12 protein-coding genes and 1 pseudogene are annotated in these 12,939 nt (G+C 47.4%); 8 read left to right on the top strand and 5 right to left on the bottom strand.

Annotated features, from left to right (window positions below):
* Positions 1 to 34: 34 nt before the first annotated feature.
* A complete protein-coding gene (locus NQ542_RS06980; protein WP_005638680.1) occupies positions 35 to 961 on the bottom strand; it encodes a hydrogen peroxide-inducible genes activator in 927 nt (308 codons plus the stop codon).
* A 353-nt stretch (positions 962 to 1,314) separates the two neighbouring features.
* Here NQ542_RS06980 and NQ542_RS06975 point away from each other — a divergent pair, with 353 nt between their 5' ends.
* Positions 1,315 to 1,803, top strand: coding sequence for a Dps family protein (locus tag NQ542_RS06975; RefSeq protein WP_005638674.1), 489 nt, complete (start codon positions 1,315 to 1,317; stop codon positions 1,801 to 1,803).
* A gap of 158 nt (positions 1,804 to 1,961) precedes the next feature.
* Positions 1,962 to 3,573: pseudogene (locus NQ542_RS06970) on the top strand (IS1182 family transposase).
* Positions 3,574 to 3,658: 85 nt separating this feature from the next.
* Here NQ542_RS06970 and NQ542_RS06965 read toward each other — a convergent pair.
* Positions 3,659 to 3,910 (bottom strand): hypothetical protein, encoded by a 252-nt coding sequence (locus tag NQ542_RS06965; protein WP_227945669.1) that lies wholly within the window; start codon positions 3,908 to 3,910, stop codon positions 3,659 to 3,661.
* Between NQ542_RS06965 and NQ542_RS06960 the strand changes: the two genes are divergently transcribed.
* The 6 genes from NQ542_RS06960 to NQ542_RS06935 all read left to right on the top strand — a co-directional run bounded on the left by NQ542_RS06960 (position 3,897) and on the right by NQ542_RS06935 (position 9,311).
* A complete protein-coding gene (locus NQ542_RS06960) occupies positions 3,897 to 4,103 on the top strand; it encodes a helix-turn-helix domain-containing protein (RefSeq protein WP_229032805.1) in 207 nt (68 codons plus the stop codon). The two genes, NQ542_RS06965 and NQ542_RS06960, sit on opposite strands and share 14 nt — an antisense overlap.
* A 65-nt stretch (positions 4,104 to 4,168) precedes the next feature.
* The gene (locus NQ542_RS06955) at positions 4,169 to 5,725 is read left to right on the top strand and encodes a DUF7824 domain-containing protein (protein ID WP_005638663.1); all 1,557 of its coding nucleotides are present in this window, start codon (positions 4,169 to 4,171) and stop codon (positions 5,723 to 5,725) included.
* Positions 5,726 to 5,787: 62 nt separating this feature from the next.
* Positions 5,788 to 6,825: an agmatine deiminase family protein gene (locus NQ542_RS06950; protein ID WP_005638661.1), complete on the top strand. Its 1,038-nt coding sequence runs from the start codon at positions 5,788 to 5,790 to the stop codon at positions 6,823 to 6,825.
* A 38-nt stretch (positions 6,826 to 6,863) separates the two neighbouring features.
* Entirely contained in the window at positions 6,864 to 7,739 is an 876-nt protein-coding gene (locus tag NQ542_RS06945; protein ID WP_005638659.1) for a carbon-nitrogen hydrolase, read from the top strand.
* The gene (locus NQ542_RS06940) at positions 7,736 to 8,737 is read left to right on the top strand and encodes an aminodeoxychorismate synthase component I (RefSeq protein WP_005638657.1); all 1,002 of its coding nucleotides are present in this window, start codon (positions 7,736 to 7,738) and stop codon (positions 8,735 to 8,737) included. Before NQ542_RS06945 ends, NQ542_RS06940 begins: the two co-directional genes overlap by 4 nt.
* A complete protein-coding gene (locus NQ542_RS06935; RefSeq protein ID WP_005638655.1) occupies positions 8,721 to 9,311 on the top strand; it encodes an aminotransferase class IV in 591 nt (196 codons plus the stop codon). Before NQ542_RS06940 ends, NQ542_RS06935 begins: the two co-directional genes overlap by 17 nt.
* Here NQ542_RS06935 and NQ542_RS06930 read toward each other — a convergent pair.
* Genes NQ542_RS06930 through recQ form a run of 3 tightly spaced genes read right to left on the bottom strand, consistent with a single transcriptional unit; the run spans position 9,233 to position 12,916 of the window.
* Positions 9,233 to 9,979 carry a murein L,D-transpeptidase catalytic domain family protein gene (locus tag NQ542_RS06930; protein ID WP_005648795.1) on the bottom strand — a complete coding sequence of 249 codons (747 nt, stop codon included), beginning with the start codon at positions 9,977 to 9,979 and terminating at the stop codon, positions 9,233 to 9,235. The two genes, NQ542_RS06935 and NQ542_RS06930, sit on opposite strands and share 79 nt — an antisense overlap.
* Positions 9,980 to 10,012: 33 nt before the next feature.
* A complete protein-coding gene (locus NQ542_RS06925) occupies positions 10,013 to 11,029 on the bottom strand; it encodes a L,D-transpeptidase (protein WP_121955723.1) in 1,017 nt (338 codons plus the stop codon).
* A 57-nt stretch (positions 11,030 to 11,086) separates the two neighbouring features.
* Positions 11,087 to 12,916, bottom strand: a complete 1,830-nt coding sequence (gene recQ, locus NQ542_RS06920; protein ID WP_039850052.1) for a DNA helicase RecQ — start codon at positions 12,914 to 12,916, stop codon at positions 11,087 to 11,089.
* Positions 12,917 to 12,939: the final 23 nt, after the last annotated feature.

Raw genomic sequence — 12,939 nt, 5'->3', positions numbered from 1 at the left:
CAAATTTTACTGTCCTATGAAAGACAATTCCGTTTCAGACCACTCGCAACCCCGCTTGCAGCGTACGCATTTCTTTTGGAACAGATTTTCGGATGCTTTCGATCAGAATACCGGCGACCGAATGCCGGATAAAATCTTTGCGGGTTACCCAGACGATTTCACGTGCCGGTTTGGGGATGGCAAACGGGCGTACCAGTTCTTTTTGCTGTTCGCTTAACTGATAGGTAGCCAGTTCCGGAATAAAAGTGACGCCGTTGCCGCTTTCAACCATACGCATAAAAGTCTCCAGACTTCCCAGACGGTAGGCTGCCTGACGGAGTTTGACCTTTTCCATTTGGCAAAAACGCATCAGCTGATCGCGGAAACAATGTCCTTCATCCAGCAACCAAAGACGTTCGTCGCTGATATCGGCGGAGCGGACCATCTCTTTCTTGAACACGCTTTCGTTACGGGCTACGTAAGCATAAAACTGTTCGTAATATAGGATGTCTCCCTGTAGCTGCACCTCCGTCGGTTGGTTTGCGATGATGGCAGCATCTATTTCGCCGTTTAGGAGGGCTTTCGTTGTAGGAGCCGTTTGCATTTCCAGAATGCGGATATCCAGATCAGGATGCTTCTCCGATACTTGCTGGAAAAAGCGGGGAAGCAGATAAGGAGCAATCGTCGGTAACACGGCGAGACGGAACGTACCTTTCAAAGATTGCTCTTCTTCGTTTACGATATCTTTAATCAGAGAAGTCTGGTAGAGGACTACACGTGCCTGATCGATCACCTTACGGCCGGCAGGGGTAGGGCAGACCGGCTGGATATTGCGGTCGAAAAGTTTCACGCCCAGTTCATCTTCCAGTTTCTGGATCATCATGCTTAATGTCGGTTGAGTTACGCGGCAATGTTCTGCAGCTTTGGCAAAATGGCGGTATGTGTCTACAGCCAGGATGTATTCGAGTTGTTGTATATTCATAATATTCTTTGTTTGTTGTTACGGACTCTGTATTGATAATTTTTACGAAGGTAGGAAAAAATCATGAAATGCAATGCGAAACATATATGATTCGATTTCAAAACATATATGTTTCGTGTTCAAAGCATATATGTTTTGAAAGCAAGAGCAGGCAGGTATGGAATATTTGTGTAAAAGTATCATTCCGACGAATGCTGCGTCTTCGGTATCGGACTGGTAATCCGTTCTGCCGGAAGTGTGATAGAGTATATCTATTTGTGTATAAAAATTATCTGTTTGACAGGTACTTATATCTGATGTATCTTTGCAGTACAAGAAAAACGAAAAGTATAACAATTAAAAAGTAAAGTATTATGAAGACATTAGATTATATCCATTTGGATGCAGTTGCTGCAGGTAAAGTAGTTGAAGCATTACAACAGTTATTAGCCGATTATCAGGTATTCTATACAAACCTTCGCGGTTTCCATTGGAACATTAAGGGACACGGTTTCTTTGTTCTCCACAGCAAGTTCGAAGATATGTATAACGATGCCGCTGAAAAGGTAGATGAACTGGCTGAGCGTATCCTGATGTTAGGTGGTGTTCCGGTTAACAAATTCAGTGAATATCTGAAAGTTGCCAAAGTAAAGGAGGTGTCGGGCGTATCTTGTGCAGACGAAGCGTTGGAAAACGTTCTGGACACTTACGGCCAGTTTATTGCCGAAGAACGTAAATTACTTTCTTTGGCTTCCGAATCCGGAGACGAGGCGACAGTAGCATTGATGAGCGATTACCTGAAGGAACAGGAAAAATTGGTTTGGATGTTAGTGGCTTACTCTTCTTGCGACTGTAAGAAATAATAAGAGTGTAAGTAATTAATAATTTATTCGTTGCGTTTGGAAAGAAGGTGTGTCAAAATTCTCACCTTCTTTTTTTATGCCCAAAGCCCCGACTTTCACAAGCTGGGGCTTTGTTATAACCTGAAGATTTTGTATCTTTAGGCATAAGAATTTATACTATGGCAAAGATACATTTTCGTCCTTACAATCCCAACCAAACAGTGCTTTTTCCTCAAAGAATAGATGAGGATATTGCAGATAACGATCCGGTGCGCATGGTTGACGCCCTGGTTGAGGGCCTGAATCTTGAAAGTTTCAGGAAGCTATATAAGGAATGTGGCCGCAGCCCTTACCATCCCCAGATGATGCTCAAGGTCATTCTGTATGCCTACATGAACAACGTCTACTCCTGCCGGAAAATCGAAAAGCTCCTTCATCGTGACATTCATTATATCTGGCTTGCCGGATATGAGAAACCGGATTTCATTACCATCAACCGTTTCCGCAATCGGGTGAAGAAGGAAATCAACGAGATGTTTACCCAAACCGTACTTCTTCTCTCTTCCAAAGGCTTCATCAGCCTGAACGTGGAATACATTGACGGGACAAAGATTGAATCCAAAGCCAACAAGTATACTTTCGTTTGGCGAAAAACGGTTGAGCGGAACCGTGAACGCCTGATGAAGAAGATACATGTCCTGCTAGGGCAGATAGACGATGTCATCGCCCAAGAAAAGTCTTCGGAAAGTAATGAGGAGGTTGAGTTCACTCCGGCCATGCTGACCGAAATGGCGGGAGAATTACGTCATGTGCTGGAACAGGTTCCCGAGCCTTCCACCAAGGAGGAAAAGACTGAGCTGAAAAAGAGACGCAAACAGCTGAAGGAGTTGGAAGAACATAGGGACAAACTCCAGGAATACGACAGTCATCTGGACACGCTGCAAGAGAGGAATTCCTATTCCAAGACGGACAAGGACGCAACTTTCATGAGAATGAAGGAGGATGCCATGCGTAACGGGCAGACGAAGCCCGGTTACAACCTTCAGATCGGCACCGAGAACCAGTTCATCACCGATTTTGCACTCTTCCCGAACCCTACGGATACACTGACCATGATCCCTTTCCTGCAATCTTTTTCAAACAGGTATGACCGGATGGCTCATACGGTGGTTGCCGATTCCGGCTATGGTTCCGAGGAGAATTACCGCTTCATGTCAGAGAACGGCATGGAAGCTTACGTCAAATATAACTATTTCCACATGGAGCAGCGGCCGAGATTCAAACCGGATCCGTTCAAGGCAGAAAACTTCTACTACAATGAAGAACATGACTTTTGCATCTGCCCTATGGGACAAAGGATGCGGAGGATAGGTACTATACATGTGAAAACCGCATCCGGATATGTCAGCGAGATGCCGTTGTTTTAAAGCAAAAGGAAACAGGACGATAGAACTGAATCACAGGCTCAGAAAATACAGGCAAAAAGCCAAAGAGCAGCTCTGCTCCGAGGAAGGGCTGAAACACAGAGGACAGAGATGCATAGAACCGGAAGCCGTGTTCGGACAAATGAAAAACAATATGAATTACAAACGTTTCCGCCATTTTGGAAAGGACAAGGTCTTCATGGATTTTGCCTTCTTTGCCATTGCCTTCAATATAAAAAAGATATGTGCAAAAATGGCTAAAGAAGGTATGGATTGGCTGACTGGACTGTTTTATGAGCTTACAGTAGCTATATTTAGATGCTGGGAACACATAAATCGAAGAAATCCTCAAAATGTCGCAGCTTAAAAAAATGAGCCGATTTTTATAGTCAACGAAAAAAAGAAGGCGCATCGGGTATTACGACACACCTTCTTTTTATTGGAGTTTAGTGTCAATTTACAACAGGTTGTAAAGATATCGTGAAAGGCTCTTCTTCGGTGCCTTTCACTCCTTCATTAATGAAGGGGAAAGATTCGGAAGCCTTATAGATTCCGCTTTCCGGCATTTCCCATTCCGGTTCAGGATCGTTTTCCACCAATTCCAATTTCCAATCGGGTTCTTCAACAACTGTCGGCGTAGGATCATCGTCTTGATGGACACCTGTTGGGAAAAATCGTATCTCTCCGTTATTGCAGACTTTCACAGGCGAAAATTTCAACGGATACATCAATCGGCTGAGACTCGATTATTCGCTTGTGCTGCTGAAAGATTTCAAGCATTATACGATTGAGGCTGTCGCTATCGATTCCGGTTTTGGCAATGTGCGAACCTACCAGCGCATTTTTAGAGACAAATATGGCATGACCCCCATGGAATACCGGAAAACACAAGGGTAAATGGAGACTTTGTCTGATGGGTGTATTTTTCTCCGTATATTTGTATCGCACAATATTGAAGTAGTATGGAAAGAATAGAAAAACAACCCTTCATTCGGGAAGAAATGCGTATTCCAGATGTCACGAATATGGATGGGCTGGTTTCTCTGATGGGCCGGTCGATGGATAACGAAGAGAGTTTCCATATCGATTTACTTTTGGCTTCTTTGTCCCGTATGCATCCGTTTGTAAAGCAGGAGGATGTGGAACGTATGGTTCCGGTTTTCGAAATGGCCCGTACCGTTGTGGAGGGAGGAAAAGACGGGGTAGGAGAATTGGATGTGCTGGCAGCGTCTTTTCTTCTTGATTATGCTCAAATGCTTACCGGATCGGAAAGACGTGTCAAAAGCTCGAAACAACAATCATTTCAGGACTATAAACCCTATCTGGATCTTGTAAAATTGGCTTTTAACCGGATAAAAGATTATAATACATTGCCTTTGCTATCGACACCGACCCACCGTCCGGCTTGGATCGATCCGTCCGTGCTTGTCTCCCGGTTGTCTGCATATCAGAAAAAGAGAATCAAACCGGACAGTCTGGACTTTCAAATCGCACTTTCGCGTGTGGCATTGGATGATACGGAAGAGGCTGTCCGGTTAGCCGAACAAGAGTTGGCGGGCGAATATCGCGAGCTATTGCTTTTCTTGTTCAAGCCGGAAGCACGCCCTAATGGTCCTTTTACGTTTCAGGCTGTCTGGATGACCGCCGCTTTGGTCAAAAGTCCTGATACCGTCTATGACGAGTTCAAGGATTTTCCTTATTCTGCTGTGAACCGGGCCTATCTGACGGGAGATATTCCATGCGATGTATTTACTTTCGAAAAGCCGTTTGGGAAAGTCGATCGTATCTTGCAGTTGATTCCGCCGGCAAGTAAGAATGTTGCGATAAAGTGGAGGTTTGGAGGTTATGCCTTATATATGGCTTATCGTCCTTGTTCCCGTATTCCGCTTTTGGTGGAGACTTTTTGGAAGGTTCCTTTGCGGGAGAAGGACCTGAAGAGATTTTTGTTGCTTTCTCCGAATGCACCTCGGATTTGGTTGGCTTTATTGGTGCGGGATCGCGTAAGAGATGCTTATTGGAACGATTTGGAACTAGCAAGGCTTAACCTGGTTGCTCTTGATACCCTGCGCGAACTTGATTTGGAGTGGAGAGGGGGGATGGCTTTGACATACCTGGCGGTGTGCCTGTTGAGCATTGATCGTCCTATTCGTTTGTGTGCGGCGAATCTTTGGGGCGAACTTGTGGAAAAAGACCTGATAGACAATGTGGCATTAGGTCGGGTGTTGGGGAAGATCCAAGCGTTGGAATGGGCTCCTGCGCAGAGAGTTTCAGGTTTGGTTGTCGAAATGTTGATAAATAGATCATCTTTTCATAACAAAGAACTGTCTGTGCTGTTTGTCTCTTTCTTGTCTTGCCTGCCGGAAAATCCGGTAAAGGATTTAAAGCGGTTATTGGAAGTTTTTGCGGAACTTCAAACAGTCAATAACTGGCCGAAGGTGACATACGCACCGCTTCTTTGTTTGCTTGAGACGTGGAAGAAAAACAGCAAGTTGACAGAGGTGATAGAATCTTTGTATTAAGAATGATGGAAAATAAGCCTATATTTGTGCCGCAATACAATCGCATATTTTATTAAACGCAGATGGAAAATAAAATCATATTACCGGCGGAATGGTATCCGCAAAGTGCCGTCCAGTTGACATGGCCGCATGATGAAACGGATTGGGCGCCTATATTAGACGAGGTGATTCCTTGTTTTGTATCGATTGCCAAGGAGGTGATCAAACATGAGAAGCTCTTGATTGTCTGTCCGGACGAACAGGAAGTACGCAGACAATTGGGCGATGTGGATGACAGCCGGATCATTTTCAGGGAGATGGCGACGAATGATACCTGGGCACGTGATCATGGCGGTATTACTGTATTCGACCAGGGAGAACCAGTCGTGTATGACTTTGTGTTCAACGGGTGGGGGATGAAGTTCGCGGCGAATCTGGATAACCTGGTTACGCGTAACCTGTCGGTACAGGGAACATTTGCCGGCGGGGTTCAGGTCATCAATATGCAACCGTTTGTCTTGGAAGGCGGCAGTATCGAATCGGATGGCAAGGGAACACTGTTGACGACGGTCGAATGTCTTTCGTCTCAGAATCGGAACGAATATCTGCAAAAGGAAGAGTTGGAAGCCTATCTGAAGGATGTCTTCGGCTTTGAACGCATCTTATGGCTGGAAAATGGTTATCTTGCCGGTGATGATACGGACAGCCATATCGACACGCTGGCACGGTTCTGTAGCGAAGATACGATTGCGTACGTGCAGTGCAAGGATGAGTCGGATGAACATTTCGAGGAGCTGCAAGCGATGGAACAGGAGTTACAGGCTTTCAGACAGGCTGACGGCAAACCTTACCGGTTAATCGCCTTGCCGATGGCGGACCCTGTGGAATGGGAGGGAGAACGTCTTCCTGCCACTTATGCCAATTTTTTGATTATCAACGGGGCTGTGTTGTTACCCTATTATAAATCTCCGAAGGACGAACTGGCGAAGAAAGCTTTGCAACAGGCTTTTCCGGAGCGTGAGATTATAGGAATCAATTGCTTGCCGTTGATTAAACAACATGGTTCGCTACATTGTGTGACGATGCAGTACCCGGAGGGAGTCGTGTCAATTGACAATTGAGGTTTCAAATCTAAATCATAAATTATAAATCATAAATCATGAAGTTAGGGCTGGTGCAGCAGGCGAATAGCAGTGATCGGGCTGCTAATATTGAGAAACTGAAACAAAATATTCGGGCTTGTGCTTTGCAAGGAGCTGAATTGGTCGTTTTGCAGGAGTTGCATAACGGGCTTTATTTTTGCCAGACGGAGAATACCGAAGTGTTCGATCAGGCTGAACCGATTCCAGGACCTTCTACAGAGGGCTTCGGAGCGTTGGCAAAGGAACTGGGGATCGTACTGGTACTTTCTTTGTTTGAGAAACGAGCTCCCGGTCTGTATCATAATACGGCTGTCGTTATTGAGAAAGACGGCGCTATTGCCGGAAAATATCGTAAAATGCATATTCCGGATGATCCGGCCTATTATGAGAAGTTCTATTTTACTCCCGGTGATCTCGGATTTGAGCCGATCGAGACTTCTGTTGGTAAATTGGGTGTATTGGTTTGTTGGGATCAGTGGTATCCCGAAGCAGCCCGCCTGATGGCGATGAAAGGAGCGGAACTGCTGATTTATCCGACAGCTATCGGTTGGGAAAGCAGTGACACGGAGGAAGAGAAAAAACGCCAGTTAGGAGCGTGGGTAACTGTTCAGCGGGGGCATGCCGTAGCCAATGGTCTTCCGGTCGTTACGGTAAACCGGGTAGGACACGAGGCCGATCCGTCCAGACAAACGAATGGCATTCAGTTCTGGGGAAACAGTTTCGTCGCTGGTCCGCAGGGTGAACTTTTGGCCGAACTTTCCAATAATGATGAAGAAATACGAATTGTGGAGATCGACAAGACGCGTAGCGAGAATGTCCGCCGTTGGTGGCCTTTCTTCCGAGATCGCCGTATCGATGCTTTTGGTGGTTTGACCGAACGTTTTCTGATATGAGATTCTATAACCGCATAGAGGCCGTCTGCCGTATGAACCGATTGGGTGCGGAAAGGCGGCCTTTCCTGTTTGTGATCGATTACAAGCAAGAGCAGGTGATTGTGGAAGAGCCGGATCAGATCGATTCGGAGGCATTGCTCTACAATCTGGACGGTGTGACGAATGTTGCGACTGCAAGCCGTATGAATGATCGGGAGAACCGAACTTCTGCGATCCGATGGGAAACATTCCCTATCACACAATCGGCCTACGCCGACTCGTTTCATAAGGTGGTCGGACATATCCGGGCCGGAAACTCCTACCTGGTCAATCTGACTTGCGCCACTCCTGTTCGGACCGATCTGAGCTTGAAGGACGTTTTTGTCAGTTCGGAAGCCCGGTATAAGCTCTGGATGAAAGACTGTTTTGTCGTTTTCTCTCCTGAGATATTCGTGAAGATTCGGGATGAACATATCTATTCCTATCCGATGAAAGGGACGATCGATGCTACATTGCCGGATGCTCGCAGGCGGATATTAGAGGATCCGAAGGAAACGGCTGAACATGCTACGATTGTCGACCTGATCCGCAATGACCTCAGTATGGTGGCGACCGAGGTGATGGTGACCCGTTATCGCTACATAGACGAACTACCGACACATCAGGGGGCTTTGTTGCAGGTCAGTTCGGAGATCCGGGGCCGTCTTGCCGGAGGTTGGCAGGCTGAAGTGGGAGATTTGTTCTTCCGGCTCCTTCCGGCAGGTTCCATTACCGGGGCGCCTAAAAAGAAGACAATGGAGATTATCGCGGAAGCCGAGACCTACGAAAGGGGGTTTTATACGGGTGTCATGGGCTATTTTGACGGGAATAGCCTGGACAGTGCCGTTATGATCCGCTTTTTGGAACAGCAGGCGGATGGCTCGTTGATCTTTAAGAGTGGAGGGGGAATCACTTCCCAAAGTGATTTGACAAGCGAATATAATGAAATGAAGCAGAAAGTATATGTCCCTATTTATTGAAACAATCCGGATCGAGAACGGGCGGATTCATAACCTATCCTACCATAACCGGCGTATGAATGAGACACGTCGGAACGTGCTATGTCAAACCGATGTGCTTGATTTGAACGATTACATCCGCCCCGTGAACTATCGGGAGCGGACGAAGTGTCGGGTCGAATATGATGTGGATATCCGGAACGTGGAGTATGCCGCCTATCACTTCCGCCCAGTATCCTCTTTGCGGTTGGTTGTCGATGACGAAGCCGACTATCGGTATAAAAGCAGAGATCGGAGTGTGCTGAACCGCTTGTTCGCGTGTCGCGAGACAGAAGATGATGTGTTGGTCGTCCGGAAAGGGTTGTTGACCGACACCTCTATTTGCAACGTGGCATTCTGGAACAGGAAACAATGGATCACTCCCTCCGCACCGTTGCTGGCAGGGACGAAGAGGGCTTCGTTGCTGGATCAGGGAGAGCTGGTTGCAGGTGATATCCGTCCGGAGGATTTGCCGGGCTATTCCCGTATCAGGCTGTTCAATGCGATGATCGAGTTCGGGGAAATCGATCTTCCGGTTGATAAGATCGTGCTTTGACTCAGATACTCCTTGTCGTTGGCATAGATGTAGAGTAAGGTCCCGTCCTTGATGGTGTTAATGATCGGCTTGGCAAGCGACGGGGGTAGGGCGGGACAACCGAAACTTCTTCCTAAGCGGCCCGTCGAGACGGCAACAGACGGGCTGCAATAATTCGCCCCGTGCACTACGATCGCCCGTTCTTTTGCCCGGTCGTTGATTCCTTTTTCCAAGCCGTTCAGGACTAAGGAATAGCCATTTTTGCCCTGATAGGTATTTTCCGTAACGAAAAATCCCAATGAACTTTTGTAAGAATTGACTTTGTTGGAGAAAGAAGTGGCGTAATTTCCTCCGCTGTTTTTTCCGTGTGAGACGAGAGAGGAGAACAGGAGTCTCTTATGCCGGATATCCAGGACGTAAAGCCGTTCTTCTGTGGAAGGCTTTGTGAAGTCGATCAGGGTAATGATATCCTTGTTACGCCGTTCGATTGCCTGTGCTCCGGTTATCGCCTGTTCGAAAGCGGTATAGTCCACCATACTATCCAGCTGCATATCAGCATAGAGCTGTCGGCATACCGAAGACATGGCCGCCGCGGGATCAGCCGGAATCAGGGGAGACGAACTTCTGGTTGTCGTATAATTAGCCGGAAGAAATAATAAAAACAAGTATAAACAGATACGCAATAACATAAGATTGAATAATGTCGCACAAAGATAAGACTTTTAATCAAAAACGAAAACAATAGTCTCATTTACAGGTGCCCAATCATAAACGAACTTGGCGTGAGAGGTTGCATTCCGGACGCACATATGGGAGCGTGGGGTCGTTCCAAGCGTTGGGCTGTATTCGATCAGCGACTTGCGTGGCGCGTTTACCGGGACCCCGTGGATATAACCTCCGTTGGTGAACCGGCTGGCATAAGGAGCGAATCCGCCTGTCTCTTTGCTGCCGTCTACGAGGTAAATCATCCTTGCCTTCTTTTCCTGAACGACAAATATGCCTAATGGCGTTTCCTGTGCGTATGGAGGACGGTGCTGCCCTGTTGTGGCCGGATTCATGCTTCTGACCAACCATTTGGAACCTGCATGTTCGAGTGTTGCGATGTTCTGGTTGGTGACGTCGACGAATATGGCCTTGTCGAACGTGACGCTATCGGCTATCGACTTGACATATTTTCCGGGAACCAGCCATTCCCCGTTTGTATAGATCGTTTGGATACGGAAAAGGCGGTTGCTGTCATCAAGCAATTTCACAAGAGCACCGTCACGGCCATAGCGTTCGGCAGTCAGTGTATCTTCCGGCAGATATAGCGGGACAGATTGGTAACGTTCGATACCTAAAGTGTCGGAAACCCGCTTGTAAGCATCGCGATGAAACTTCCGGACCAGCGGGGCTTCCCCGTTCTTGTTCCTGTAGTTTTGAAAGATCGCCCAACGGGACGGTTTCTGTCGAAGCGAATCGAGCAGACGGAGACCGGCACGGATCTTATCCCATTGGAATTCCCGCATTGTATCCTTGTATGGGTAAGTATCGGCCAACGTATGCTGGTCGTAAAGCAGTTCCTTTTCTATAACGGTTTCAATGAGGGGAGGGGCCGCCTCCGGTACTGTTTCTGCAACGGGAGTGTCTAGTCCGGGTAAACCAGGTCCTTGCGGCTCTCCTGGCTTTGTCGTACAGAAACTCAGTGTGGAAAGGCAAAGCAACAAGAGTATGGGAACTGTTTTCATTGTATCTGTCATTCTATTCATTATATAAATATAAACAAAAGAATAGAACGATTGTTTGTTTTTCTTTTTTTATTCCTTTTTAGGCAAACGAAGGACAAAGCGGATCAGGGCGACGAATACCTTGCCGTATTTGTCCAGCTTGAGCTGTCCGACACCTCGTATTTCGCTGAACTCGTCGAGCGTAACCGGTTTCTTACGGACCATATCTTCGAGGGCGTCATCCGAAAAGAGGATATAAGCCGGGGTATGTTCGCGTTCGGCAATCTGCTTACGGAGTTGTTGCAGGGAGTCGAGCAATGTTTCATCCACGGAAGTGGATTCGATCGGACGGATCGGACGGTATTTGTAGCCGCCTTTCTTGGTCGGCAGGGCAAAATCTTTGATCTTTTGGTAAATGGTCATGAGCGCCTGCTGCTCGCCGAAAAGGACTTTACGTCCTAATGGAGTCACTTTCAGGTGACCGGCCGACATATAGTCGATTTCAATATAACCGAGCTGAAGCATCTGATATAAGTATTCTTTCCACTCTTTGTAGCTGAGGTCTTTGCCAACACCATAGGTTTTTAGCTTGTCGTATCCTTTTTCCTTCAGTTCATCCTTTTCGGCTCCCCGGAGTATATCGATTAGCAGGTGCATATTGGCTGTTTGCCCGGTACGAAAAATACCGCTCAGGGCTTTCTGTACCAAGATGCTCCCGTCGAAACGTTGGGGAGGGTTCTTGCAGACGTCGCAGTTCCCGCAGTCCTTGTCCGTTTCTTCTCCGAAATAGCTCAGCAAGATACGACGCCGGCAGATGTCTGCCTCGCAATACCTGCGCATCCGGTTCAACTTCTGTAAACAGACGTCTTTCTGTCCGCTTTCCTCTGCAAAACGGCGAAGGAGCAGGATGTCGCCCACGGAATAGAACAGAAGCGTGTCGCTTTTCATTCCGTCCCGTCCGGCACGGCCTATTTCCTGGTAGTAGTTCTCGATGCTTGCCGGCATATTATAATGAATGACCCAGCGGACATTGCTTTTGTCTATCCCCATCCCGAATGCGACCGTTGCACACACTACATTAACACGGTCGTTGATGAAATCGTCCTGTGCTTTCTCGCGTTTGTCGGAGCTTAGCCCGGCATGATAGGCGACTGCCCGGATGCTGTACTCAGACAGTTCTTCGACCAAAGACTCCGTACTGTTACGGCTCATGCAGTAGATGATACCGCTCTGCCGGTGATGCCGGTTGATGAAATGGACGATCGCTGCGATCTTTTCCTTTTTGCTCAGCCCGCGACGGATAGTGAGCGACAGGTTCGGGCGGTCGAAAGACGAGATGAATGTTTTAGGATCACGCAGTTTCAATTGATTCAGGATGTCCGTCCGGGTGATTTTGTCTGCCGTAGCTGTCAGGGCGATGATCGGTACTTTCGGAAAATTCTCTTTCAGAACGGACAACTGGGTATATTCGGGGCGGAAATCATGTCCCCAATGCGAGATACAATGCGCTTCATCGATGGCGATCAGCGAAATGTCGATGCGGGGCAGGAGCCAGTGCAGTTCGCTAATGATCCCTTCGGGGGAGATGTAAAGCAGTTTCACCTTTCCCTGTATGCAGAGTTGTCGTACCCGGTGGCGTTCTTCCTCCGGCATCATGCTGTTGAGCGTAGCAGCCGGTATGCCATTGGCGATCAGCCCTTCGACCTGGTCTTTCATCAGAGCGATAAGGGGAGATACTACGATGGCGGTTCCCGGCATATAGATCGCCGGAAGCTGGAAACAGATCGACTTGCCGCCACCCGTAGGCATCAGGACCAGCGAATCTTCTTTCTGCAAGGTGCGCTGTATGATTTCGGCCTGTAAGGGGCGGAATGAAGTGTATCCGAAGAACCGTTTGAGTAGTGACAATAATTCTTTCATGAGAATCAAAAAGAACTGAATAT

Source organism: Parabacteroides merdae ATCC 43184 (assembly GCF_025151215.1).
GTDB classification, from domain to species: domain Bacteria; phylum Bacteroidota; class Bacteroidia; order Bacteroidales; family Tannerellaceae; genus Parabacteroides; species Parabacteroides merdae.
The sequence above is the reverse complement of the archived record's forward strand: the minus strand, read 5'-3'. Positions and strand labels throughout refer to the sequence as shown.

Coding starts and splice junctions, on each gene's coding strand:
- NQ542_RS06980 (WP_005638680.1), bottom strand. CDS start 961: ATGAATATACAACAACTCGAATACATCCTGGCTGTAGACACATACCGC.
- NQ542_RS06975 (WP_005638674.1), top strand. CDS start 1,315: ATGAAGACATTAGATTATATCCATTTGGATGCAGTTGCTGCAGGTAAA.
- NQ542_RS06955 (WP_005638663.1), top strand. CDS start 4,169: ATGGAAAGAATAGAAAAACAACCCTTCATTCGGGAAGAAATGCGTATT.
- NQ542_RS06950 (WP_005638661.1), top strand. CDS start 5,788: ATGGAAAATAAAATCATATTACCGGCGGAATGGTATCCGCAAAGTGCC.
- NQ542_RS06945 (WP_005638659.1), top strand. CDS start 6,864: ATGAAGTTAGGGCTGGTGCAGCAGGCGAATAGCAGTGATCGGGCTGCT.
- NQ542_RS06940 (WP_005638657.1), top strand. CDS start 7,736: ATGAGATTCTATAACCGCATAGAGGCCGTCTGCCGTATGAACCGATTG.
- NQ542_RS06935 (WP_005638655.1), top strand. CDS start 8,721: ATGTCCCTATTTATTGAAACAATCCGGATCGAGAACGGGCGGATTCAT.
- NQ542_RS06930 (WP_005648795.1), bottom strand. CDS start 9,979: ATGTTATTGCGTATCTGTTTATACTTGTTTTTATTATTTCTTCCGGCT.
- NQ542_RS06925 (WP_121955723.1), bottom strand. CDS start 11,029: ATGACAGATACAATGAAAACAGTTCCCATACTCTTGTTGCTTTGCCTT.
- recQ (WP_039850052.1), bottom strand. CDS start 12,916: ATGAAAGAATTATTGTCACTACTCAAACGGTTCTTCGGATACACTTCA.